22 protein-coding genes are annotated in these 22,911 nt (G+C 70.2%); 13 read left to right on the forward strand and 9 right to left on the reverse strand.

Features of this window, described 5'->3' with window-relative positions:
* Positions 1-10 precede the first annotated feature (10 nt).
* Positions 11-1,030 carry a LacI family DNA-binding transcriptional regulator gene (locus AWU67_RS13800; RefSeq protein WP_067230229.1) on the forward strand — a complete coding sequence of 340 codons (1,020 nt, stop codon included), beginning with the start codon at positions 11-13 and terminating at the stop codon, positions 1,028-1,030.
* 80 nt (positions 1,031-1,110) lie between these two features.
* Positions 1,111-1,605: a GNAT family N-acetyltransferase gene (locus AWU67_RS13805; RefSeq protein ID WP_067230232.1), complete on the forward strand. Its 495-nt coding sequence runs from the start codon at positions 1,111-1,113 to the stop codon at positions 1,603-1,605.
* Between the two features lie 53 nt (positions 1,606-1,658).
* Here the strand turns inward: AWU67_RS13805 and AWU67_RS13810 are convergent, their stop codons facing one another.
* Positions 1,659-2,681, reverse strand: a complete 1,023-nt coding sequence (locus tag AWU67_RS13810) for a DNA-methyltransferase (RefSeq protein WP_082717012.1) — start codon at positions 2,679-2,681, stop codon at positions 1,659-1,661.
* A 71-nt stretch (positions 2,682-2,752) separates the two neighbouring features.
* The gene (locus AWU67_RS13815) at positions 2,753-3,688 is read right to left on the reverse strand and encodes a LacI family DNA-binding transcriptional regulator (protein ID WP_199922296.1); all 936 of its coding nucleotides are present in this window, start codon (positions 3,686-3,688) and stop codon (positions 2,753-2,755) included.
* A gap of 112 nt (positions 3,689-3,800) precedes the next feature.
* Between AWU67_RS13815 and AWU67_RS13820 the strand changes: the two genes are divergently transcribed.
* Positions 3,801-4,820 (forward strand): zinc-dependent alcohol dehydrogenase, encoded by a 1,020-nt coding sequence (locus AWU67_RS13820; RefSeq protein WP_067230239.1) that lies wholly within the window; start codon positions 3,801-3,803, stop codon positions 4,818-4,820.
* Between the two features lie 36 nt (positions 4,821-4,856).
* Here the strand turns inward: AWU67_RS13820 and AWU67_RS13825 are convergent, their stop codons facing one another.
* Positions 4,857-6,065, reverse strand: coding sequence for a low temperature requirement protein A (locus AWU67_RS13825; RefSeq protein WP_129586726.1), 1,209 nt, complete (start codon positions 6,063-6,065; stop codon positions 4,857-4,859).
* A 161-nt stretch (positions 6,066-6,226) separates the two neighbouring features.
* On the opposite strand from AWU67_RS13825, the gene AWU67_RS13830 reads away from it, so the two are divergent.
* Positions 6,227-6,568 (forward strand): zf-TFIIB domain-containing protein, encoded by a 342-nt coding sequence (locus tag AWU67_RS13830; RefSeq protein ID WP_067230247.1) that lies wholly within the window; start codon positions 6,227-6,229, stop codon positions 6,566-6,568.
* Between the two features lie 93 nt (positions 6,569-6,661).
* Here AWU67_RS13830 and AWU67_RS13835 read toward each other — a convergent pair whose 3' ends face one another.
* From AWU67_RS13835 to AWU67_RS17230, 3 genes are all read right to left on the reverse strand, one after another.
* The gene (locus tag AWU67_RS13835) at positions 6,662-7,711 is read right to left on the reverse strand and encodes a lipoate--protein ligase family protein (protein WP_067230250.1); all 1,050 of its coding nucleotides are present in this window, start codon (positions 7,709-7,711) and stop codon (positions 6,662-6,664) included.
* A 410-nt stretch (positions 7,712-8,121) separates the two neighbouring features.
* Positions 8,122-9,015 carry an alpha/beta hydrolase gene (locus AWU67_RS13840; protein ID WP_067230253.1) on the reverse strand — a complete coding sequence of 298 codons (894 nt, stop codon included), beginning with the start codon at positions 9,013-9,015 and terminating at the stop codon, positions 8,122-8,124.
* Positions 8,996-9,229: a hypothetical protein gene (locus AWU67_RS17230; RefSeq protein ID WP_162492505.1), complete on the reverse strand. Its 234-nt coding sequence runs from the start codon at positions 9,227-9,229 to the stop codon at positions 8,996-8,998. Before AWU67_RS17230 ends, AWU67_RS13840 begins: the two co-directional genes overlap by 20 nt.
* A gap of 106 nt (positions 9,230-9,335) precedes the next feature.
* Between AWU67_RS17230 and AWU67_RS13845 the strand changes: the two genes are divergently transcribed.
* Genes AWU67_RS13845 through AWU67_RS13855 form a run of 3 tightly spaced genes read left to right on the forward strand, consistent with a single transcriptional unit; the run spans position 9,336 to position 12,181 of the window.
* Positions 9,336-9,722: a MarR family winged helix-turn-helix transcriptional regulator gene (locus tag AWU67_RS13845; RefSeq protein WP_082717198.1), complete on the forward strand. Its 387-nt coding sequence runs from the start codon at positions 9,336-9,338 to the stop codon at positions 9,720-9,722.
* A gap of 5 nt (positions 9,723-9,727) precedes the next feature.
* Positions 9,728-11,218 carry an MFS transporter gene (locus AWU67_RS13850; RefSeq protein WP_067230260.1) on the forward strand — a complete coding sequence of 497 codons (1,491 nt, stop codon included), beginning with the start codon at positions 9,728-9,730 and terminating at the stop codon, positions 11,216-11,218.
* 9 nt (positions 11,219-11,227) lie between these two features.
* Entirely contained in the window at positions 11,228-12,181 is a 954-nt protein-coding gene (locus AWU67_RS13855) for a 2-hydroxyacid dehydrogenase (protein ID WP_067230264.1), read from the forward strand.
* 9 nt (positions 12,182-12,190) lie between these two features.
* Here the strand turns inward: AWU67_RS13855 and AWU67_RS13860 are convergent, their stop codons facing one another.
* The gene (locus AWU67_RS13860; protein ID WP_199922297.1) at positions 12,191-13,204 is read right to left on the reverse strand and encodes a LacI family DNA-binding transcriptional regulator; all 1,014 of its coding nucleotides are present in this window, start codon (positions 13,202-13,204) and stop codon (positions 12,191-12,193) included.
* 186 nt (positions 13,205-13,390) lie between these two features.
* Here AWU67_RS13860 and rhaI point away from each other — a divergent pair, with 186 nt between their 5' ends.
* The 6 genes from rhaI to AWU67_RS13890 all read left to right on the forward strand — a co-directional run bounded on the left by rhaI (position 13,391) and on the right by AWU67_RS13890 (position 20,778).
* Complete coding sequence (gene rhaI, locus AWU67_RS13865; protein ID WP_067230270.1) at positions 13,391-14,572, forward strand: L-rhamnose isomerase; 1,182 nt, start codon at positions 13,391-13,393, stop codon at positions 14,570-14,572.
* 50 nt (positions 14,573-14,622) lie between these two features.
* Entirely contained in the window at positions 14,623-16,659 is a 2,037-nt protein-coding gene (locus AWU67_RS13870) for a bifunctional rhamnulose-1-phosphate aldolase/short-chain dehydrogenase (protein WP_067230273.1), read from the forward strand.
* Positions 16,656-18,089 carry a rhamnulokinase gene (locus AWU67_RS13875; protein ID WP_067230277.1) on the forward strand — a complete coding sequence of 478 codons (1,434 nt, stop codon included), beginning with the start codon at positions 16,656-16,658 and terminating at the stop codon, positions 18,087-18,089. The genes AWU67_RS13870 and AWU67_RS13875 overlap by 4 nt, the downstream gene beginning before the upstream one ends.
* Before the next feature lie 156 nt (positions 18,090-18,245).
* A complete protein-coding gene (locus AWU67_RS13880) occupies positions 18,246-19,292 on the forward strand; it encodes an NYN domain-containing protein (RefSeq protein ID WP_067230280.1) in 1,047 nt (348 codons plus the stop codon).
* Positions 19,293-19,541: 249 nt separating this feature from the next.
* Positions 19,542-20,288 (forward strand): SDR family NAD(P)-dependent oxidoreductase, encoded by a 747-nt coding sequence (locus AWU67_RS13885; protein WP_067230283.1) that lies wholly within the window; start codon positions 19,542-19,544, stop codon positions 20,286-20,288.
* Complete coding sequence (locus tag AWU67_RS13890) at positions 20,281-20,778, forward strand: MarR family winged helix-turn-helix transcriptional regulator (protein ID WP_067230287.1); 498 nt, start codon at positions 20,281-20,283, stop codon at positions 20,776-20,778. The genes AWU67_RS13885 and AWU67_RS13890 overlap by 8 nt, the downstream gene beginning before the upstream one ends.
* Positions 20,779-20,806: 28 nt before the next feature.
* Here the strand turns inward: AWU67_RS13890 and AWU67_RS13895 are convergent, their stop codons facing one another.
* Both AWU67_RS13895 and AWU67_RS13900 read right to left on the reverse strand, forming a co-directional pair.
* Positions 20,807-21,955, reverse strand: a complete 1,149-nt coding sequence (locus AWU67_RS13895) for a class I SAM-dependent methyltransferase (protein ID WP_067232816.1) — start codon at positions 21,953-21,955, stop codon at positions 20,807-20,809.
* A gap of 510 nt (positions 21,956-22,465) precedes the next feature.
* The gene (locus AWU67_RS13900; RefSeq protein WP_269465234.1) at positions 22,466-22,909 is read right to left on the reverse strand and encodes a heat shock protein transcriptional repressor HspR; all 444 of its coding nucleotides are present in this window, start codon (positions 22,907-22,909) and stop codon (positions 22,466-22,468) included.
* Positions 22,910-22,911 lie beyond the last annotated feature (2 nt).

Genomic DNA, 22,911 nt, shown 5'->3' on the forward strand with positions numbered 1-22,911 from the left:
GAAGCGCGCGATGAACCCAGCCACCGGCAATACTCCCGTTCCCACACTGGAGATGGTGGCCGCGCACGCGGGCGTCTCGCGCGCCACCGTCTCGCGGGTGGTGAACGGCTCCCCCACCGTGGCATCCGACATCGTCGAATCGGTGAACAAGGCCATCGCCGAGCTCAACTACGTGCCGAATCGGGCGGCCCGCATGCTGGCCAGCCGGCGCACCCAGGTGATCGCGCTGATCGTGCCGGAATCCTCGGCGAAGATCTTCGCCGACCCCTTCTTCGCCCAGCTCGTGCAGGGCGTCGGCATGCACCTGGCCGAGACCGAGTACATGCTCAACATGCTCATCGAGTCCGAGGCGAACTCGGGCAAGACGCGGCGCTACCTGCTCGGCGGCAATGTGGACGGCGCGCTCGTGGTCTCCCACCACAGCGGCGACCACTCCTACGCGCAGCTGAACGGCACCCTGCCCGTTGTGTACGGCGGGCGGCCGCTCGTGGCCGAGGAGGGCGACACGTTCTACGTCGACGTCGACAACCGGGGCGGCGCGGCATCCGCCACCACGCACCTGATCGACATCGGCCGCCGCCACATCGCCACGATCGCCGGCCCGCTCGACATGCCGCCGGGCTTCGACCGGCTCGACGGCTGGCGCTCGGTCATGCGGGAGCAGGGCCTCGACGATTCGCTGGTCGAGCAGGGCGACTTCACGGTGCCGTCGGGGGCCGAGGCGATGCGCCGGCTGCTGCAGCGCGAGCCCGGCATCGACGCCGTCTTCGCGGCCAACGACCAGATGGCCGTCGGCGCGTACCAGGCACTGGCCGAGGCCGGCCGGCAGGTGCCGGCCGACGTCGCGGTGATCGGCTTCGACGACAACTCCTTCGCCGAGACGGCGACGCCGGCGCTGACCACGGTGCGCCAACCGGCGGTCGGCATGGGTCAGGCCATGGCCGAGCTGCTGGTGCAGATCATCGAGGGCCAGCCGCATCAGGAGCACCTGGTGCTGCCGACCACGTTCGTGCGGCGCGCCTCGGCCTAGCCCCCCCCCCCACGCAAGAAGTATTCGCCGCGGTGATCGCGACGCAACGCCTGTAGCTGCGCTCTGAGAGAAGAACAGAAATGAAGCCCTCCCCGGTCATCGGCCTCGCGACGCCACAGGACATCGCCGGCATCTTGGAGGTGCAGGAGGCAAACCAGGAGGAGTCGGGCGGCGCGCTCTCCGCCCGCTTCTCGGCCGATTGGTTCGCAGACGCGATCGCGAGCGAATGGATCATCGTTGCGAGGGACGATGATCGCATCGCCGGCTACGTCGCGTTCACCCCGCGCGAGGCTCAGGCTCACATCCCCATCATCCAGGCCATGCTGAGCTCCGGCACGAACCAGGACGCCTACCTGCACGGACCGATCTGCGTGGCGCAGGACTATCGCAGGATGGGCCTGGCGAACGGACTGTTCGCGGCCGAGCGCGAGCACATGAACCACGCGGCGGTCAGCACATTCATCCGCGAGGACAATGCGGCGTCTCGCGCGGCGCATGTGCGGATGGGGATGACGCAGGCGATGAGCTTCGAGCACGGCGGTGTTCGCTACGTCGTGCTGGAGGCCGCGTCCTGAGCTCCTGAGAGTGCTCTGGTGGGCTGCCGCCTGTCGCGACGCTGCACATCGCGCTACTCGAAGCTGACGGCCTCATTCGCGGCGAAACGCACCCGCATGGTGTCGATCGCCGCCTGGTTCTCGTCGACCAGCACGAAGTTGCGGCCGAGCGCCGCGGCGACCGCGCCGGTGGTGCCGCTGCCGGCGAAGAAGTCCAGCACGGTGTCGCCCTCGCGGGAGGACGCCTGGATGATGCGGCGCAGGATGCCGGCCGGCTTCTGCGTCGGGTAGCCGGTCTTCTCCTTGCCGGTGGGAGAGACGATGGTGTGCCACCAGACGTCGGTGGGCAGCTTGCCGCGCTCGGCCTTCTCCGGCGTGACCAGCCCCGGCGCCATGTATGGCTCCCGGTCGACGGTCGACGAGTCGAAGTAGTACGCGGCGGGGTTCTTCACGTAGACGAGGATCGTGTCGTGCTTGGTCGGCCAGCGGCTCTTCGACTTGGCGCCGTAGTCATAGGCCCAGATGATCTCGTTGAGGAAGCTGTCGCGGCCGAACAGGGCGTCGAGCAGCACCTTGGCGTAGTGCGCCTCGCGGTAGTCCAGGTGCAGGTACAGCGTGCCGTCATCTGCCAGCAGCCGCCAGGCCTCGATCAGGCGCGGCTCCAGGAACAGCCAGTAGTCCTCGAAGCGGTCGTCGTAGCGCATCAGGTCGCCGCGGATGCGCTCGTACAGCTGGCCCTTGAAGCCGCTGACCGTGCCCGCCGCGTGCCCGCCATCGGCATCCGGTTCGTGCCGAATGCTGGTGGACGTCGACCGGGTCTGAGCCCGCCCCGTGTTGAACGGCGGGTCGAGGTAGATCAGGGTGAATGAGGCATCCTCGAAGCTCGAGAGCACGGTGAGGTTGTCGGCGTGGATGACGCGGCCGGTCGGTGCGATCGGCTCGGTCGGCTCGGTCGGCTCGGTCGGCTCGGTCGGCTCATCGGCCGGGGCGTCGTCACCCGGGCCGCTTTCAGCGGGCGTGTCTTCGGTCGGGGCGGGGAGGCCGGGGGGTGCGTCCGCCTCGCTGGCTGCGGTGGCCGGGGCGGCGTGATCGGGCATCCGCCCAGTCTAGGCAACCCCGCCCGGCATCAGCCCGCGCGGTGGCCCGTCGCTCCGGCCGCGCGTGAGCGCTAGGCCGATTCCCGGCGGATGACGACGGCCGGCCCCGGCCGCTCGGCTCCGGGCTCCAGGCCGAGGGCGGTGCGCGCCGCCCGCCGCCCGAACGCGACGGTGTCGATCTCGACCGTGGTCAGCGACGGGCTGAACAGCTCCCCCTCCGCCGAGCCCCCGAAGCCGATGACTGCCAGCTCGCCGGGAACGGCGATGCCCAGCCGTTGGGCGGCAGCGAGCACCCTCAGCGCACTCGCGTCGTCGAGGCCGGCGACCGCCGTGATGTCGGGGTGCGTCACCCGGAACGCGGCGAGGGCCGCGCTGTCGCCGTCGACGGCGCCCGACAGCTGCAGCAACGCCAGCGCGGGCAGCCCGGCAGCCGCGGCGGCCTGCCCCGCATAGCGGAAGCGCAGTTCTGCGAGGCGCGCCAGGCGGTCGTCCCGCCCGAGCGCCAGGGCGAGGTACCGGTGGCCCGCGCCGGCGAGGTGGCCGATCTGCACGGCACTGTGCGCGGCGAGGCCACTCTCCCAGCCGCCGTCGGCTGCGTCGTCGGAGACGTCGTAGTAGAGCCAGTCGATGTCGATCACGGCGCGCGGTGAGATCTGGGCGACGAGCCGCTCGACACTTCCCTCCCGCTCGCCGTAGCGCACGAGCAGCGTGTAGCCGAGGCCGTCGAGCTCCTGGTCGAGTCCATCGATGAAGTCGGCGAGCTGCGGCCCGCCATGTGGAAGCCTGGCCACGTGCAGCACGACGATGCGGGAGCTGCCCTCGCGCAGCGCCCGGGCGACGCCGTTTGGGACATACCCGAGCTTCTCCGCGGCCCGCTTGACCCGCTCGATCGTGGCGGGGGCGATGGTCTGCTGCGCGGTGCCGTTCAGCACGAAGCTGACGGTGGCCGGGGAGACGCCGCTGGCCTGCGCGACGTCTTTCATCGTCACGCGCGCTCTCTCAGGCATCCGCCGCTCCGTTCCTAGACACTCTCTGGGCTCCAGCGTAGACTGAACTAATTCGATTTAGTAGCGCTGGTGCTGCCTGCGGGCCGGCACTCGCCAGAGAGAGGAAGCCAGCATGAAGGCGGTTATGGTGACGGGGCCAGGGGTCAACGAGTTCGTCGAGGTCGAGCACCCGGGCGTCGGTCCGAACGACGTGCTGGTCAAGGTTCGCGCGTGCGGCATCTGCGGGTCCGATCACATGTACACGATGTACGGCGGAATCCCGCCCCGCCAGGGGGCGACACCGCTCGGCCACGAGCCGGCCGGCGAGGTCATCGAGATCGGTGCGAACGTGCGCGATGTCGCCGTCGGCGACCACGTCGTGACGAACCCGATGGCCGCAGCAGACGGCATCACCGGCAGCGGCGGCGCCCAGGGCGCCCTCTCCGGCTACCTCGTGCTCATTGACGCCGTCGCCGGCACCCACTACCGCGTGATCCCGAAGGACATCCCGTTCGAGGTGGCCGCGCTCAACGAGCCGATGGCCGTCGCCCGGCACGCCGTCAACCGCTCCGGCGCCGCCGCCGGCGAGAAGGCGGTCGTCTTCGGCGCCGGCCCGATCGGCCTCGGCGCGCTGCTCAGCCTGAAGGCCAAGGGGGTCGCGCACGTCGTCGTCATCGACGTGCTGCCCACCCGCCTCGCGAAGGCACTGCAGGTGGGCGCGGATGCCGTCATCAACTCGCTCGAGGAGGACGTCTCCGCCCGCCTGATCGAGCTGCACGGTGCGGCCGCCCCGGTCGTCGGCGTGCGCACCACCCGGCCGAACACCGACGTCTACATCGATGCCGCCGGCGTCGCCGCCGTGCCGACCACCGTCTTTGGAATCGTCAAGCAGGGCGCGCGCCTCGTCATCCCGGCCGTGCACAAGAAGCCGGTCGAGGTGGACTTCGGCGCGCTACTGACCACCGAGATCTCCATCATCATGTCGATGGGCTACCCCACCGAGATCTTCGAGGTCACCGACGACATCATCGCCAACTGGCAGAAGTACCAGCTGATCATCAGCGACCGTTTCGACGGCGCCGACGCCCTGCAGGCGCTGGAGCTGGCGGCGACGCCCGGTGCGGCCGACAAGGTGATGGTCACCTTCGACTAGCGCGGGCCAGCTCGGCCAGCGGGGCCGGCCGGGTTCTCACCCGGGCGGTCGCGCGCTGCTGCGGTCGGGCGCACTGGCATCCGCGCGCCGGCGCCGCTCGCCGAGCTCGGTCGAGGCCACGATGTAGGCCAGAACCGCGACGGTGCAGTAGATCACGGATGCCGCCGGTAGCAGCGTCGCGGCGACTCCGAGCAGCGCGGTGAGCGCCAGCGCGGGCAGCGCCCAGCGCAGCACCCCGCGCACCGGGCGGCCGAAGCGCAGCGACACCGCCGCGTTGCACAGGTAGAACACGGCGATGCCGCCCCAGAGCGACACCGCGGAGGCGAGCGGCAGCGCCTCCTCCGGGTGTTGGATCGCGGCGCCGATCGCGCCGGAGATCGCGGTGACACCGGCGACGATGAGGAACGGCAGGAACGCGGCGGTGTCGCGGATCGCCCGGTAGTCACCGGCCGCGTGCAGCGCCTCGAGGCCGTCGCGCATGGCATCCGTGCCGTAGAGAAAGAACGACCAGGCCAACAGGGCGATCGCGGCGAGCGCCGCCGCCGCAACCAGGCCGGCCTGCGGGTTCCACGTGGCGCTGAGCACGACGACGATGGAGAGCACCGACTCGCCGAAGACGATGACCACGAGCAGGCCGAAGCGCTCGGCGAGGTGCTCGACGTTCAGCCGCGCGAGCACCCGATCCGACCAGCGGGCGCCGGTGGCGATGAGGAGCACGACCTCGAGCAGGATCGCGGCCGCCCAAAGCGCGAAGCTCCACGGCGCGGGCAGCCAGATCGAGACGAACCAGAGCAGCGCGGTCAGGCCGTTGTAGGCGAGCAGTCGCAGCCGCGACGCGGTGCCTGCAGCCCAGGACTGCCATCCCCACAGGGCGAGCAGGATGAGCCGGAGCGCCGCGTTGCCGGCCGCAAACAGCCAGGCGCGCTCCCCCGTCGCCTCCGGGGCGGCGACAGCGATCGCGCCGAGCGCGAACATCGCAGTGAGCATCACACCGGCCAGCTGGCGTCGGCTGAGCCACGGCATCACGTTGACGGCGAAAGTCAGGTTCACCCACGACCACCACACCGAGGCGAACAGCGCCAGGAAGGTGAGCAGGCTCGCCATGCTCGGGTGCTCGTGCAGGCCGTGCGCCAGCTGGCCGACGAGCGCGACGAAGATCAGGTCGAAGAACAGCTCCATCCAGTGCGCGCGGGACGGGTCGCGGTCGGACGCCTGCCTTCGCGCCTGCGTCGGTTCAGCACTCACAGGCACCTCCCTCGCGAGGGCGACAGTACTCCGAATCGGTGCCGCCCGCGATGGTCGGGCGGGGCCCGGCACCTGCACAGCTTTCTCCGGCGGCGGATTGCTACTCTGGCGGCGCCCTACCCCACCCGCACGTCTCGTGCGCAACCCTGAGGAGACTCTCTGTGAACTGCCCCCTCGACAATGCCCCGCTCGTGATGAGCGAGCGCTCCGGCATCGAAATCGACTACTGCCCGCAGTGCCGCGGCGTGTGGCTTGACCGTGGCGAGCTCGACAAGATCATCGAGCGCTCCTTCGGCGCCCAGCCGGCCGCGCAGGCACCTGTGCAGCAGGCATCTGTGCAGCAGGTGCCCGTGCAGCAGGCCCCGGTTCAGCAGGCACCGCAGCAGGGCTACCCGGCGCAGCAGCAGGGCTTCAACGCGCGCGACCTCTTCGGCGGCCAGAGCACGGACTCCTACGGGCGCAAGCGCAAGAAGGAGAGCTGGCTGAGCGAGCTCTTCGACTAGGTCGCCACAGTGCGAGGCCCGGTTTCTCGCGGGAAGCCGGGCCTCGATACGGCCCTGGCGGGCCTAGTCGACCAGCGGGACGGCCGGCATCCGCTACGGGACGCGCTGCAGCCAGGCCTCCGTGCCGAACTTGCTCGCAACGAGCTCCTCGGCGGCGGCGTACTCGGCCTCGGTAAGCTCACCCGGCGTCGCGCCGTAGAGCCCGGCGAAGGTCGCCTTCATACGCTCGATGATCTCCTCGCGGCTGAGCCCGGTCTGGCTGCGCAGCGGGTCGACCCGCTTGGCGGCGCTGGCGATGCCCTTGTCGCTGATCTTCTCGCGGCCGATGCGCAGCACCTGCGTCATCACATCGCCGTCCATGTCGTAGCTCATGGTCACGTGGTGCAGCACGCCGCCGTTGCCGAGCCGCTTCTGCGCGGCCCCGCCAATCTTGCCCTTGGGGCTGGTGATGTCGTTGAGCGGCTGGTAGCTGGCCTCGATGCCGAGCGACTGCAGCGCCTGCAGCACCCAGGCGTCGAGGAAGGCGTAGGAGTCGGCGAAGCTCATACCACCGACGAGGGCGGCCGGCACGTAGAGCGAGTAGGTGATGATGGCGCCCTTCTCCATCATCATGGCGCCGCCGCCGGAGATGCGGCGGACGACCTCGTAGCCGTGGGCGGCCGCGCCCTCCGGGTCGACCTCGTTCTTCAGCGACTGGAAGCTGCCGATGACGACGGCGGACTCGTCCCACTCCCAGATGCGCAGCAGCGGGCCGCGCACGCCGTCGCCGACCTCGGTGGCGAGTACCTCGTCGAGGGCCAGGTGCATGGCCGGCGAGACGGCCTTGTGGTGCACGATCTGCCAGTCGTAGTCGTGCCAGCTGGTGGCCGCCGACAGCGCCCGGCGGATCGCCACGGCGACGCCCTCGGCCGAGAAACCGAGCAGCACGGCATCCGCCGGCAGCGACTGCTTCACGGCGGCGGCGTAGCTGGCGGCGTCGGCGTTGGCTGACATGCCCTCGATCGCGGCATTGATGTCGTCGATGGCCGTGTCGGGCTCGAGGAAGAAGTCGCCAGCGAGCCGGAACCCGCTGATCGCGCCCTCCGCCACCTCGAAGTCAACGACGACAAGCTTGCCGCCCGGAACCTTGTATTCACCATGCACGGATTCAGCCTACGGCTGCGGATGCCTCGGGCGGCAGTTTCCGCGGATCCGCTCGCGGCTTCGGTCGCAAGCTCCCTCGAGCCAACGGGCGTTCTCCCGTTGCTCGAGTAGAGAGTTTTCGCCCCTCTCCCGTTGGCTCGAGGGAGCGGGAGTGGGGAGAGAGCACGCGTTGGCTCGAGGGAGCGCCAGCGACCGAAGCCGGGATTTCGACAAGCTCAATCAACGGGAGTGGGGAGAAAACACACGCTGGCTCGAGGGAGCGCCAGCGACCGAAGCCAGGATTTCGACAAGCTCAATCAGCGGGAGTGGGGAGAGAACACCCGTTGGCTTGAGGGAGCGCCAGCGACCGAAGCCAACACGCGGGAACGGGTTTCGACAGGCTCAACCAGCGGGACGGCGGTGTCAGCGGGTTACGGGCGCTGCGGCATCCGCTCGTTGAGCCAGGAGATCGTGTCGGCCATGACCTCGGCCCGGTTGATCTCGTTGAAGACCTCGTGCCGGGCCCCCGGGTAGACGATGAGCGTGACATCGCTGAGGCCGGAGCGGTGGCGGTACGCCTCCACCAGCTTGAGCGCGCTCTTCTCGGCGCCGAGCGAGTCGTCTCCGCCGACCTGCACGAGCAGCGGCAGGTCTGCGGGGAGGTCGCGGGCGGGCCGGCCGAGCAGGCGCAGCGCGTCGATCGGGCCGAACAGCTTCAGGATCGGCTTCGTCGTGGTGAGCGGGTCTGAGAGGAACGCGGTGTGCACGGCGGGGTCGCGGCTCAGCCACTCGACGCCGGTGTTGCCGAGGTGCTTGTGCCGGCGGTTCAGGTCGCCGCTCTCCATCGAGCCGACCATGCGGTAGGCCGTGCCGGTCAGGATGACGGCGTCGTACTCGGCGGCGTGCTTGTTCACGATGATCTGCGCCATCAGCGAGCCCCAGGAGTGGCCGAGCAGCACGAGGGGCAGGCCGGGGTGTGCGGAACGCGCCTCGGCGGCGATGATGCCGCTGAACTGGTGCAGGGCCTTGATCGTGGCGGGCAACCCGCCCGGGCCGAGCCGGCCCATGCGGTCGAGGTCTCCGCCGTGCTGCTCGAAGCCGGTGCGGCCGTGGCCGCGGTGGTCGTCGGCGTAGACCGAGTAGCCGGCCTTGTTCAGCTCGCCGACCAGTTCGAGGTAGCGCAGCGCGTGCTCGCCGACGCCGTGCGCCAGCTGGATGACGGCGCGCGGCTGCTCGACCGGCCAGGAGTAGTAGTGGATGCGCACCCCGTGCTCATCGGTGAAGGTGCGGCTCTGGATCTCGACGTCACTGCTCGGCGTGGGCATGCCGCCATTCTGACAGTCGCGTGCCGCCAGCGCGACGCGCAGCGTCGCGAAAGGCGGAAGCCCATCCCACGGAGAACTGCAATACCGCCGCCGATGCTTGCCGGGTTGCGGCGCTGCGCAGGGTTTCGACAGGCTCAACCAGCGGGGTTTCGACGGGCTCAACCAGCGGGGTTTCGACAGGCTCGACCAGCGGGGTTTCGACGAGCTCGACCAACGGGACGGGCGACGCGCCCGGCCTCCGATATTTACTTAGCAATGCTAATGAGCTATGCTAACTATTCGTGGCCAAGTCGATTGCAGAGCAGAGCTCAGATGTCCGCATGGCCACGCTTCGGCTCGCCAGGCGACTGCGCGCCGAGAAGTCCGACGACGACCTCAGCGACGGCCAGTTCTCTGTGCTCGCGGCGCTGTACGTCCACGGGCCGCACACGCTCGGCGCCCTCGCCGAGCGTGAGCACATCTCGCCACCGTCGATGAACCGCACCGTCAACTGCCTCGAGGGTCTGGGCTACCTCGCCCGCGAGGCTGATGCCGATGACCGCCGCAAGGTGAACATCAGCCTGACCGAGGCCGGCACCACCACCGTCGACGAAACCGTCAAGAAACGCGACCGCTGGCTCACCCGCCAAATGCGGGAGCTCAGCAGCGAAGAGCGGGCCACCCTGGCATCCGCCGCCGAAATCCTCAGGAGATTAGCCACCCAGTGAGTGCCATGTTCCGCTCCCTCTCAAACTACAACTACCGCGTCTGGTTCATCGGCGCGCTGGTCTCCAACGTGGGCGCGTGGATGCAGGCGACAACTCAGAACTGGGTCGTGCTCACCGACCTCACCGACAACGACGCCGTGGCCGTCGGCACGACGATGGCACTGCAGTTCGGCCCGCAGCTGCTGCTCGTGCCGATCACCGGCCTGATCGCCGACCGCTTCGACCGGCGCACCATCCTCTTCTTCACCCAGTCCGCGCTGATGCTGCTCGGCATCGCGCTCGGCCTGCTGCTGCTGCTCGGCCACGCCGAGCTCTGGCACCTCTACGTCTTCGCCCTGCTGCTCGGCATCGTGAACGCCATCGACGGCCCGGCCAGGCAGACCTTCGTCAGCGACCTGGTCAGCGAGCACAACATGGCTAACGCCGTCGCCCTGAACTCGGCCTCCTTCAACGCGGCCCGCATGATCGGCCCGGCCCTGGCCGGCTTCCTGATCGTGCTGATCGGCTCCGGCTGGGTGTTCATCGCCAACGCGGCCACTTTCATCGCCGTGCTGATCGCGCTGGCCATGCTGAACTCTTCGAGGCTGCGCCGGATGCCGCGCGCGCCCCGGGCCCGCGGGCAGTTCGTCGAGGGCTTCCGCTACGTGGCGAAGCGCCCCGACCTCATCGTCGTGTTCGTGATCGTGTTCCTCGTCGGCGCCTTCGCCATGAACTTCCCGATCGTCTCCTCCACCATGGCGGTCGAGTTCGGGCGCGGGGCCGGCGAATACGGCCTGCTCTCCTCGATCCTCGCGATCGGCTCGCTCTCCGGCGCCCTGCTCGCCGCCCGGCGCGAGAAGGCCCGCTTCGGCGTGATCATCGTGGCCGTCGGCGGCCTCGGCGTCGCCTCGCTGCTGTCGGCGCTGATGCCCTCGTTCTGGACCTTCGCCTTCTCACTGATCTTCATCGGCTTCTCGGCCGTCACCATGCTCACCACCGCGAACGGCTTCGTGCAGACCACCACTGAGCCGGCCGTGCGCGGCCGCGTGATGGCGCTCTACATGGCCGTGCTGATGGGCGGAACGCCCGTCGGCGCGCCCATCGTCGGCGCCGTCGCCAACGCGATGGGCCCGCGCTGGGCGCTGGGGGTGGCCGCCGTTGCCGGTGTCGTCGGCTTCGCGATCGGTGTCGGCTGGCTCGTGATCGCCCGTGAACTGCGGCTGCAGCCGCATCCGCAGGCCCGCTGGCGCCTGGTGCTCACGCACAGCGCCCGCCCGCTCAGCTCGCTGATCGATGCCGCAGTGCTCGAGGAGCGCACAGACGGACGCATCGATGGCGTGCGGATGCCGGTGCCCATCACCACCTCGTCGATCGCCGTCGTCAGCGAGAACCGGGTGACCCCGGAGGTCTTCTCCGAGGAGATCGCGCTCACCTCGCCGATCCCGCTGCCGAAGTTCCACCGCGACGCGATCGACGACCGCGAGCTGGGCGCGGCGACCCCCCAGCCGCAGCGCTAGCCTCGAATCATGAGCACCCCTGACACCACTGCCGCGGCTTCGGCCCCCTCCCTCGTCGTCAGCCTGCCGGGTCGGGCGCTCCGCGCCGCCCTCGGTCCGGTGCCGGAGGGCGTGCAGCTGATCGACTGGGACATGACCGGGCCCTCCCCCGTTCCGCACATCGACATCGTGGTGCAGCCGTACATGGGCGCGACCCCGCTGCTGGCCAACCTCGCCGGCACCACCACCCGGCTCGTGCAGAGCCAGTCCATCGGCTATGACGGCGTCACCGACGTGCTGCCGGCCGGGCACACGTTCGCCAACGCGTCCTCGGTGCACGAGACGTCCACCGCCGAGCTGACCCTGGCCATGATCCTGGCGTCGCAGCGCGGCATCCCCGACTTCGTGCGGGCCGCGGCCGAGGGACGCTGGGCTCCCGCCCGGCACGCCAGCCTCGCCGATCGCACCGTGCTGATCGTCGGCTACGGCGGTGTCGGCCAGGCGATCGAGGCCCGGCTGGCCCCGTTCGAGGTGAACGTGGTGCGCGTCGCCTCCACCGCCCGCAACGGCGCGACCGGCCACATCCACGGCATCGCCGAGCTGTCCGCCTTGCTCCCGCTGGCCGACGTCGTGGTCGTCGGGGTGCCGCTCAGCGATTCAACGCACCACCTCGTCGACGATGCCTTCCTGGCGGCGATGCCCGACGGCGCGCTGCTGGTGAACATCGCACGCGGGCCGGTCGCCGACACCGCCGCGCTGCTGGCCCACGCCGGCTCCGGCCGACTGCGCCTGGCCCTGGACGTGACCGACCCAGAGCCGCTGCCCGCCGGGCATCCACTGTTCGCCCTGCCCAACGTGCTGATCACCCCGCACGTCGGCGGTGCCTCGACCGCCATGATGCCCCGGATGGGCCGGCTGCTGGCCGATCAGATCGAGCGGATGCTGCAGGGCGACGCCCCGCGCAACGTGGTCGTGCGGAGCTAGCCGCGTCGGCTAGCTCGCGGCGCCGGTCGAGGCGCGCACCACCAGCTCGGGCTGGAACACGATCTGCTCCCGCTCGAGTTCCGGCTCGCCAGCGGCCTCGCGCAGCAGCAGATCGACGGCCGTCGACCCGATCAGAACGCTGGGCTGGCGGATCGAGCTGAGCGGCACAACGGCAGTGGCGGCGAAGTCGATGTCGTCGTAGCCGATCAGCGCGACGTCCTGCGGAACGCGTATGTCGCCGATCATGGTCAGCGCCTGCAGCACGCCGAGGGCGAGCAGATCGTTGGCGGCGAAGACGGCCTCGGGCCGGGCGTATGCGGCCCGCTCGCGCAGCGCCTCGCCGACGGCGCGGCCGTGCAGCACGGTCAGCCCGTCGGCGTCGATCGGCTCCAGGCTCGCGCCGTACACCTCGTCGACGGCCTGCTGCGCGCCGCGCAGCCGGTCGGCAACCTGGCGGATGTCGGCGGAGCCGCCCACGAAGGCGATGCGGCGGCGACCGAGGTCCAGCAGGTGGCGCACGGCCAGGTAACCGCCGGCGACGTCGTCGACCGAGACGGAGGAGAACTCCCCCGCGGCATCCTGGCGATCGACCAGCACGGTCGCGATGCCGCGCTCACGCAGGGCGCGCAGCCGGCCGAGGTCTTCGCCGAGCGGGGAGATGAGCACGCCGTGCACGCGCTGCTCCTGGAACAGCGCGATGTAGGCCGACTCGCGCTCGGGCTTCTCGTCGCTGTTGCCGAGCAGCACAGAGAGCGACCCCTCTGCGGCCCGGTCCTCCGCGCCGCGGGCGACGTCGGTGAAGAAGGGGTTGCGCACGTCCAGCACGATCAGGCCGATGCTGTGGCTCCGTCCGGCGCGCAGCTGCCTGGCCGCCTCGTTGCGCACGAAGCCGAGTTCGGCAACGGCGCGCTGCACCTTCTGGACGGTCGCCGGCGCCACCTTCTCCGGCCGGTTCAAAACATTGGACACGGTGCCGACAGAAACCCCGGCCAGCGATGCCACATCGCGCACACTTACGCTCACTCGCGGATCCCCTTATTTGTCTGAACTGCTCATGAAATCCTAGGCCACGGCTGCCGGGCCTCTCCGTTGCGTCGCCGCACGCTGGCTTGACCTTGGACCAATCCTGCGTCAATATTGAAACGATTTATTCGTTGAAACGATTCACGTCGCCAATCCGGCCGAATCCGACACAGAGAAGTGACACCCATGACGACCCTCAATTCCATCGCCGGCCAGCTCGACGGCCAGGCCATCGAGCTGCCCTCCTGGGCGTTCGGCAACTCCGGCACCCGCTTCAAGGTCTTCGCGACCCCCGGCACCCCGCGCACCATCCAGGAGAAGCTCGCCGACGCCGCCCAGGTGCACGGCGTGACCGGCCTCGCGCCGAAGGTCGCGCTGCACATCCCGTGGGACAAGGTGGACGACTACAGCGCGCTGCGCGAGTTCGCCGGCGACCTGGGCGTCGCACTCGGCACGATCAACTCGAACACGTTCCAGGACGACGCGTACAAGTTCGGCAGCCTGACCCACGCGGATGCCGCGATCCGCCAGCAGGCGATCGACCACCACTTCGAGTGCATCGACATCATGCACGCCACCGGCTCGCAGGATCTGAAGATCTGGCTCGCCGATGGCACGAACTACCCCGGCCAGGGCGACATGCGCGGCCGCCAGGATCGCCTCGCCGACTCGCTTGAGCAGATCTACGCCCGTCTCGGTTCGGAGCAGCGGCTGGTGCTCGAGTACAAGTTCTTTGAGCCGGCTTTCTACCACACCGATGTTCCCGACTGGGGAACCAGCTACGCCCAGGTCGCTGCCCTCGGCGACAAGGCGATGGTCTGCCTCGACACCGGCCACCACGCCCCGGGCACGAACATCGAGTTCATCGTCATGCAGCTGTTGCGCCTCGGCAAGCTCGGCTCCTTCGACTTCAACTCCCGCTTCTACGCCGACGACGACCTGATCGTGGGCGCGGCCGACCCATTCCAGCTGTTCCGCATCATGGTCGAGGTCGTGCGCGGCGGCGGCTACGGCCCCGCGAACCAGGACGGCAGCAGCCCCGTCGCCTTCATGCTCGACCAGTGCCACAACGTCGAGGACAAGATCCCCGGCCAGATCCGCTCCGTTCTGAATGTGCAGGAGATGACCGCCCGCGCGCTGCTCGTCGACCGCGCCGCACTGGATGCCGCGCAGACCGCGGGCGACGTGCTCGGCGCCAACGGCATCCTGATGGACGCCTTCTACACCGACGTGCGCGGCGACCTCGCCGCCTGGCGGGAGGGCCGGGGACTGCCGGCTGACCCGCTGGCCGCCTATGCGGCATCCGGCTACCAGGCCCAGATCGCGGCCGACCGCGTCGGCGGCACCCAGTCGAGCTGGGGCGCCTAGGGCTCACGCCCCACCCCCGCACCCGCAGAACCGAGCAAGGAAGCAACGACATGACGAACCAGGCAGCAGCAGATCTCATCGCACGGTCGAACCGGCTGGGCGCTGATCCGAAGAACACCAACTACGCCGGCGGCAACACCAGCGCCAAAGGCCTCGAGACCGACCCCGTCACGGGTGAGCCGGTCGAGCTGATGTGGGTGAAGGGCTCCGGCGGAGACCTCGGCACGCTCACCGAGTCCGGCCTCGCCGTGCTGCGGGTCGACCGCCTGCGTGCCCTCGAGGGCGTCTACGCCGGGCTCGACCACGAGGACGAGATGGTGGCTGCCTTCGATTACACACTGCACGGCAAGGGCGGAGCCGCCCCGTCGATCGACACCGCCATGCACGGCCTCGTCGACGCCGCCCACGTCGACCACCTGCACCCGGACTCCGGCATCGCGATCGCGACGGCCGCCGACGGCGAGGCACTGACCACGACGATCTTCGGCGACAAGGTCGTCTGGGTGCCGTGGCGCCGCCCCGGCTTCCAGCTCGGGCTCGACATCGCAGCCATCAAGGCGGCGAACCCGGGCGCGATCGGCTGCATCCTCGGCGGCCACGGCATCACCGCCTGGGGCGACACCAGCGATGAGGCCGAGGCGAACTCGCTCTGGATCATCGACACGGCCGCCGCCTACATCGAGGCGAACAGCAAGCCGGAGCCCTTCGGCCTCGCCCTGGACGGCTTCGGCGCGCTGCAGCCGGCCGAGCGCCTGGCCAAGGCCGCCGCGCTCGCGCCCGTAATCCGCGGCCTCGCCTCCACCGACATGCCGATGGTCGGCCATTTCACCGACAGCGCCGAGGTGCTGGACTTCCTCGCCGCCAGCGAGCACCCGCGCCTCGCCGCGCTCGGCACCAGCTGCCCCGACCACTTCCTGCGCACCAAGGTCAAGCCGATGCTGCTCGACCTGCCCGCCGGCGCCTCGATCGAGGACTCGATCGCCCGCCTCGAGGAGCTGCACACCGCCTACCGTGCCGACTACCAGGCCTACTACGACCGCAATGCGGACGCCGAGTCGCCCGCCATCCGCGGCGCAGACCCGCTCATCGTGCTGGTGCCCGGCGTCGGCATGTTCAGCTTCGGCGCCACCAAGCAGACCGCACGCGTCGCCGGCGAGTTCTACGTCAACGCCATCAACGTGATGCGCGGCGCAGAGGGCCTCTCCAGCTACGCCCCGATCGACGAGGCCGAGAAGTTCCGCATCGAGTACTGGGCCTTGGAAGAGGCCAAGCTGGCGCGGATGCCGAAGCCGAAGCCCCTCGCCAGCCGGATCGCGCTCGTCACCGGTGCGGCATCCGGCATCGGCAAGGCCATCGCCGTGCGCCTGGCCGCCGAGGGCGCGTGTGTCGTCATCGCCGACCTCGACCTGGCCAAGGCGCAGGCCGCCGCCGCCGAGATCGGCAACGCGGATGTCGCGATCGGCGTCGCCGCCGACGTCTCGAACGAGGCAGCGGTGCTGGCCGCGATCGACGCCGCCGTCCTCGCCTTCGGCGGCCTGGACCTGGTCGTGAACAACGCGGGCCTCTCGCTCTCCAAGGCGCTGCTCGACACCACCGAGGCGGACTGGGACCTGCAGCACAACGTGATGGCCAAGGGCTCGTTCCTGGTCTCGAAGAACGCCGCCCGCGTGCTCATCGCCCAGAAGCTCGGCGGCGACATCATCTACATCTCCAGCAAAAACTCCGTCTTCGCCGGCCCGAACAACGTCGCCTATTCGGCCACCAAGGCCGACCAGGCCCACCAGGTGCGCCTGCTGGCCGCCGAACTCGGTGAGCACGGCATCAAGGTCAACGGCATCAACCCCGACGGCGTCGTGCGCGGCTCGGGCATCTTCGCCTCGGGCTGGGGCGCCAACCGTGCCGCCACCTACGGCATCGACGAGGAAGACCTCGGCGCGTTCTACGCCCAGCGCACCATCCTGAAGCGCGAAGTCGTGCCCGAGAATGTCGCCAACGCCGTGTTCGTCCTGTGCTCGGCCGACCTCTCGCACACGACCGGCCTGCACATCCCGGTGGATGCCGGCGTCGCCGCCGCCTTCCTGCGATGACGGTCGGCACGATCGCCGCCGTCGACCTCGGTGCCACCAGCGGCCGGGTCATGCTCGGCCATGTCGGCCCGAACGAGCTGCGGCTGGAGCCGGTCAACCGCTTCGCGAACACGCCGGTGCAGACCCCGAGCGGGCTGCACTGGGACATCCACGGGCTCTACGAGTCGGCGCTGGAGGGGCTCGCCGAGGCGGCCCGCCGGCAGCCGCGGCTGGCCAGCATCGGCATCGACTCGTGGGCCGTCGACTACGGCCTGCTGCACGGCGACCGGCTGCTCGGCTCGCCGTTCCACTACCGAGACTCCCGCACGGCGGCCGGCGTGGCATCCGTGCACGAGCGTGTGCCATTTGCCGAGCTGTACGCCCTGAACGGCCTGCAGTTCCTGCCGTTCAACACGCTCTACCAGCTCGAGGCCGAGCGCGCCGACGGACTGCTCAAGCAGGCCGACCGAGCGCTGCTCGTGCCCGATCTGCTCGCGTATTGGCTGACCGGGCAGCAGCGGGCCGAGAGCACAAACGCCTCGACCACCGGCCTGCTGAGCCTCTCGGATGACGGCCACGGCACGCGGTGGAACGATTCACTGATCGCGCGGCTCGGGCTGCCCCGCCGGCTCTTCGCGCCGCTGGTGCAGCCCGGCGAGCGCATCGGCACAGTGCTGCCGCAGGGGGCGTCGGCTCCGGGGCTGGCAGGCACGCCGGTCGTCGCTGTGGGCTCGCACGACACGGCATCGGCCGTCGTTGCCGTGCCCATGACCGACCCGGATGCCGCCTACATCTCCTGCGGCACCTGGGGCCTGGTCGGTGTCGAGCTCGAAAGGCCGGTGCTCACGGAGGCCAGCCGCGCCGCCAACTTCACGAACGAAGGCGGCGTGGACGGCCGGGTGCGCTTCCTGCACAACGTGATGGGCACCTGGCTGCTCAGCGAGTCCGTGCGCGTCTGGCAGCAGGCCGACCCATCCGTCTCGCTGCTGCCGCTCGTGGCCGCGGCCGAGGCTGTGACCGGGCCCGTGGCCGTCTTCGACGCCAACGACCCGCGCTTCATGGAACCGGGCGACATGCCCGCCCGCATCGCCGAGTGGTGCGTGGAGCACGGCCAGCCGGTGCCGGCCAGCCAGGCGGAGTTCGTGCGGAGCATCATCGAGAGTCTGGCTGAGGCGTTCGCGCGGGCCGTGCAGACGGCATCCGACCTCTCGGGCACGAGCGTGCGCACGATTCATATCGTCGGCGGTGGGTCGCAGAACGCGCTGCTGTGCCAGCTCACCGCCGACCACGCCGGGGTTCCCGTGCTGGCTGGTCCGGTCGAGGCCACCGCGCTCGGCAACGTGCTGGTGCAGGCCAGGGCGGCCGGGTTCGTCTCCGGCGACCTCGAGAGCCTGCGCGCCCTGGTCCGGGCGAACGCAGAGCCGCGGGCCTACGCGCCCCGCGCCCGCTGAACGGGGCTTCCCTCAGCTGCCGCCCGACTCTCCTCCTCCATTTCTGCGCGGCCGCGGTCGCGTGCAGCGGTCGGGCGACGGCAGAATAGTAGGTGTACCGCCCGGGCCGGCCCTCTGTCGTCACCCGAGAACGGCGGCACCGTCGAAGGGCATCGCATGAACGCATCCACCGAGACGCGCGTCGGGGTCTACATCGACTTCGACAACATCGTCATCTCCCGCTACAACCAGCTGCACACCCGCGGCCAGTTCCAGAAGGACCACGCCCGCGACGCCGTGGGCGGCAAGGGTGAGACCGCCGCCATTACCCAGCGACTCGACGAGGCCACGGTCAACCTCGGCGCCATCCTCGACTTCGCGTCCTCCTTCGGCACCGTCGGCGTCAGCCGCGCCTACGCCGACTGGTCCGTCGCCATCAACGCCAGCTACCGCCGCCAGCTGATCGACCGCGCCGTCGACCTGGTGCAGCTATTCCCCGTCGTCGCATCGATGAAGAACGGCGCCGACATCCGCCTCGCCGTCGACGTCGTCGAAGACCTGTTCCGCCTGCCCGACCTCACGCACGTCGTGATCGTGGCCGGCGACTCCGACTACATCGCGCTCGCCCAGCGCGCCAAGGTGCTCGGCCGCTACGTCGTGGGCATCGGCGTGGCCGGTGGCACCAGCAAGGCCCTCGCCGCCGCCTGTGACGAGTTCGCCGACTACGACGCCCTGCCCGGCATCGTGCGCGTCAGCGCCGCCCAGGAGACCCGGCCGAGCCGCCGCAAGGCCGGCACGAACGGCACGAACGGCTCTGCGAGCGCAGCGGATGCCGGCACTGCCCCGCGCACGGACGACGAGCCCGCCGACACCGAAGCCGTAGCAGACGCCGCCGAGGCCACCCCGAGTGGCCGCGCGCTGCGCCCGCGCTCCTCGCGACAGGCCAAGGCAGCCCTCGAAGAGGCCGGCGACCTGCTCGCCCGCGCCCTCGAGCTGGGCGCAGCCAAGAACGACGAGGACTGGCAGGCCAGCGGCAACGTGAAGAACCAGATGCTGCGCATGGACCCGACGTTCCAGGAGCGCGCCCTCGGCTTCTCCTCGTTCACCGACTTCGTGAAGTCGATGGACGCCCGCGTCGAGATCGACGAGAGTCACCCCTCGCGGCGGATCCGCCTGCGCCCGCTCGGCACGCAGTTGATGTTCTCGGCCCGCTCCGACGCCTGAAGCGCCGGCTGAGCTGACCCGCTCCGCTGGTTGAGCCGCCCCGCCGGTCGAGCAGCATCCGCCGGCTGAGCCGCCCCCGCTGGTTGAGCCTGTCGAAACCCGCCCTGCGCCACTTCCCCGCGCTTTGCGCCACGTGAAGTGGCGCGGAAGGCGGCGAAGTGGCGCAGGGCGGGGCCGACGGATGCCGGGACGCCCCCAGACCCGAGGCATATACTGTCGTGACGACAGTAAATGAAGGAGTCGAACACCATGGATTTCAACGGAAAAGTAGCACTTGTCACCGCCAGCGGCGCCGGCATCGGCGCGGCAGTGGCCAAGCGCCTGGCCCGTGAGGGCGCGAGCGTCGTCGTGTCTGACGTCAACGACGAGAACGGCCGTGCCGTCGTCGCCGAGATCGTGGCAGCCGGTGGCATCGCCGCCTACAAGGCTGCGAACGTCGCCGACCCGGCCCAGGTCGACGCGCTCGTCGACTTCGCCGTCACCGAGTTCGGCGGCCTGCACCTGGCCGTGAACAACGCCGGCCTCGGCGCCATGCCCAAGCGCCTCGACCAGATCGAGGAATCCGAGTGGGACCGCACCATCAACGTGACACTGCGCGGCACCTGGCTGTCGATGCGCGCAGAGACACGCCACTTCCTGGCCAACGGCGGTGGCAACATCGTCAACATCGCCTCGATCGCCGGCCTGAACGCCACTCCGAACCTCGCGCCGTACGGCGCAAGCAAGCACGGCGTCGTCTCGCTGACCCGCACCGGCGCCCAGGAATACGCCACCGACAACATCCGCATCAACGCGGTCGCCCCCGGCGCGATCGAGACCGCCGCGCTGGCCTCGCTGCCCGCCGAGGCCAAGGCCGGCTATGCCGCAGAGATCCCGATGAAGCGCCTCGGCCGGCCGGAGGACATCGCCAACGCAGTCGCCTGGCTGCTCTCCGACGAGGCCTCCTTCATCACCGGCGTCGTGCTGCCCGTCGATGGCGGCACACAGTATGCCTGATCCCCTCGGCGGCGAAGGCGGCTCCCTGCCCTACGGCTCGGAGCCGCTCGCGGCGCTGCTCAGCGTGTTCACGCGCTGGGGCTCCGGCGGCTTCATCCACGCACTCGCCGAGAGTGCGGCGCCCGAGGGCGCTGGCGACCTGGACGCGACCAGTATTGTCGCCATCACCACCCTGGCCCGCGAGGGCGCGATGCGCCCGTCGGCCCTGGCCGAGCGGCTGCGCGTCGGCGCCTCGAACGTCAGCAAGATCAGCGCCCGACTGGCGGCGCTCGGCCTGGTGCAGAAGGTCACCGACCCGGCCGATTCCCGGGCCAGCCTGCTGCAGCTCACGGCAGAGGGCGAGGCCGTCATGGCCGCCCTCGTCGCGGCCGGCGACCAGATGATGGCCGCGATCCTGGCCGATTGGGCCGACGCCGACCGCGCCGAGCTCGGCCGCCTGCTGCAGCGTTTTGCTCACGATGCCGGCCGCTACCGGCTCGACGCCGACTGACCGCTCCGGAGCATCCGGCGCGCGGCCCCTACGAGGCGCGGGTCGAAGCCGTGATCGTGAACTTGGCGTTGCGGGCGATCTGCCGGGTCGGCCCGACGATGTCGCGCAGCGCCGGCCCGTAGCCGAGGTGTGAGTTCCACACGCACCAGAGCTGGCCGCCCGGCGCGAGCACGCGGGCGGCGTGCTCGAACAGCTTCAACGCGATGCCGGCGTGCACCGTGGCCCCGACGTGGAACGGCGGGTTCAGCACGATCAGCTCTGCACTGGCATCCGGCTGCGCGCTCAGACCGTCGTCGCGCACCACGATGACCCGCTCGCTCACCCCGTTGGCGGCGGCGGTCGCCCGGGCGGATGCCACGGCTGCCGCGGACTGGTCGGTCGCCAGCACGCGCAGCTCCGGTCGGTGCAGGGCCAACGCGGTGGCCAGGATTCCAGTGCCGCAACCCAGGTCGATCGCGGAGCGTGCGCCCGGCTTCGCCTCGGCGAGGTGGCCGAGCAGGAACCGGGTGCCGATGTCGACGGAGGCGCCGGCGAACGCGGCGCCGTGGGCGGCGACGGTGAGTTTGAGGTCGTCGTGCCGGTTCTTGCGCGGCCAGGGGGCGGTCGCCGCCTGATGCGGCGCGCTGGCCCGGAGCACGCGCGACTTCTGCTGCGCGAGGCTCACGTCGAGGCGGCCGAAGTGCTCGCCGAGCACGGTGTTCATCGCCGGAGTCATGTGCTTGATGCGGCCGCCCGCGAACACGACGACGTCGGGCTCTGCGTGGCGGGCGATGGCGGCGGCGATCTCGTCGAGGGCGTCGAGGGAGCGCGGCAGCTGGAGCAGCACGACACGGGCCCCGGCCAGCAGCTCGCCGGGGTGCTGCTCGACGCCGAGGGCGACCGAGCGGAAGCCGGCGTCCACGCCAAGCGCTGCGGCGTTCGCCGCGAGAGCGAGCTCCCCAGAGAGGGCGTCCTGGTGCACGCGGATGCCCTCGGCACCGGCAGCCGGCAGCCCAACCGCTTCCAGCGCGGCCAGCGTCAGTGCGCCGTAGCGGTCACCGATCACCACGACCTCGCCGGCAGGGGTGCCCTGCAGCGCGGATTCCGCCTCGGCGAGAATCAGCCGGTCGCTCGCGTCGACCGCGAAGAGATTGTCGGCCTCGACGTCCGGCCACCGTCGCAATGCCGCAAGGTCCATGCCCCAAGGGTAACGGTGCGCGACGCTCAGCGTCTCGAATGCGCTGCCGGATCCGCCCTGCAGCCGGCGGTGGATCGAGCCGGCGATGCGCTCGGCCTGCTCCTTCGCGCGCTCGGCGGCCACGCCGGCGTAGTGCTCGTCGACGGTGTCGACCCAGAGTTCCAGCCAGCGCTCGAAATGCGCCTGCTCGAGGGCGTGCTTCTGGTGCAGCGCCACATGCAGGGCGAGCGCGTTCCGCTGGTACAGGCCCGCCTGGAACAGCACCGTCTCCCAGAAATCGCAGATGACGGGCATGTGCGCGGCGAGGTCCATGTGAACGACGTCGGTGAAGATGGGGCCGATCAACGGGTCGGTGAACGCCCGGGTGTAGAACGCCGTGACGAGGGCCGCGACGTCCTCTCGGTCCTGCAGATCCGGCTTCATGTCTCCAGCGTAACGAGCCTCCCTCACATTCGGGCTTAAAGAATGTTCAGGACGCGCGGGCGCTGGATGGCGCAGTGCGCTGCGCGGCTAGCGTTCGCCGCCGAGTGGGCGCCACACCACGACGGAGTTGGCACGGCGCAGGCGCGTTCCGGCCTTGACCGAGACAACCTCGCCCTCCGTGCCGGCGGCGAACACGCGCCGCCCCGGCCGGTTGAGCAGCTCGTCGGCGAGTGCACCCTCGAGCTCGTGCACGCGCTGCGACAACTCGGTCACGCGGTTCTCGAGCTCGAGGATGCGGCGGATGCCCTCCAGGCTGACGCCCTCGGCACTGAGCATCGCGATCTCGCGCAGCTGCATCACGTCGCGCATCGAATAGCGGCGCGACTTGCCGGGGGTGCGCTGCGGTTCGACCAGGCCGAGCCTGTCGTACTGCCGCAGCGTTTGCGGGTGCATGCCGGCCAGCTCGGCGGCCGCGGAGATCACGAAGATCGGCGCGTGCTCGTCGATGCCGCCCGGCATCCCACCGCTCATGA

The sequence above is a fragment of the Microterricola viridarii genome, assembly GCF_001542775.1.
GTDB classification, from domain to species: Bacteria; Actinomycetota; Actinomycetes; order Actinomycetales; family Microbacteriaceae; genus Microterricola; species Microterricola viridarii_A.

Coding starts and splice junctions, on each gene's coding strand:
- AWU67_RS13800 (WP_067230229.1), top strand. CDS start 11: ATGAACCCAGCCACCGGCAATACTCCCGTTCCCACACTGGAGATGGTG.
- AWU67_RS13805 (WP_067230232.1), top strand. CDS start 1,111: ATGAAGCCCTCCCCGGTCATCGGCCTCGCGACGCCACAGGACATCGCC.
- AWU67_RS13810 (WP_082717012.1), bottom strand. CDS start 2,681: ATGCCCGATCACGCCGCCCCGGCCACCGCAGCCAGCGAGGCGGACGCA.
- AWU67_RS13815 (WP_199922296.1), bottom strand. CDS start 3,688: ATGCCTGAGAGAGCGCGCGTGACGATGAAAGACGTCGCGCAGGCCAGC.
- AWU67_RS13820 (WP_067230239.1), top strand. CDS start 3,801: ATGAAGGCGGTTATGGTGACGGGGCCAGGGGTCAACGAGTTCGTCGAG.
- AWU67_RS13840 (WP_067230253.1), bottom strand. CDS start 9,015: ATGCCCACGCCGAGCAGTGACGTCGAGATCCAGAGCCGCACCTTCACC.
- AWU67_RS13845 (WP_082717198.1), top strand. CDS start 9,336: ATGGCCACGCTTCGGCTCGCCAGGCGACTGCGCGCCGAGAAGTCCGAC.
- AWU67_RS13850 (WP_067230260.1), top strand. CDS start 9,728: ATGTTCCGCTCCCTCTCAAACTACAACTACCGCGTCTGGTTCATCGGC.
- AWU67_RS13855 (WP_067230264.1), top strand. CDS start 11,228: ATGAGCACCCCTGACACCACTGCCGCGGCTTCGGCCCCCTCCCTCGTC.
- rhaI (WP_067230270.1), top strand. CDS start 13,391: ATGACGACCCTCAATTCCATCGCCGGCCAGCTCGACGGCCAGGCCATC.
- AWU67_RS13870 (WP_067230273.1), top strand. CDS start 14,623: ATGACGAACCAGGCAGCAGCAGATCTCATCGCACGGTCGAACCGGCTG.
- AWU67_RS13875 (WP_067230277.1), top strand. CDS start 16,656: ATGACGGTCGGCACGATCGCCGCCGTCGACCTCGGTGCCACCAGCGGC.
- AWU67_RS13880 (WP_067230280.1), top strand. CDS start 18,246: ATGAACGCATCCACCGAGACGCGCGTCGGGGTCTACATCGACTTCGAC.
- AWU67_RS13885 (WP_067230283.1), top strand. CDS start 19,542: ATGGATTTCAACGGAAAAGTAGCACTTGTCACCGCCAGCGGCGCCGGC.
- AWU67_RS13890 (WP_067230287.1), top strand. CDS start 20,281: ATGCCTGATCCCCTCGGCGGCGAAGGCGGCTCCCTGCCCTACGGCTCG.
- AWU67_RS13895 (WP_067232816.1), bottom strand. CDS start 21,955: ATGGACCTTGCGGCATTGCGACGGTGGCCGGACGTCGAGGCCGACAAT.
- AWU67_RS13900 (WP_269465234.1), bottom strand. CDS start 22,909: ATGAGCGGTGGGATGCCGGGCGGCATCGACGAGCACGCGCCGATCTTC.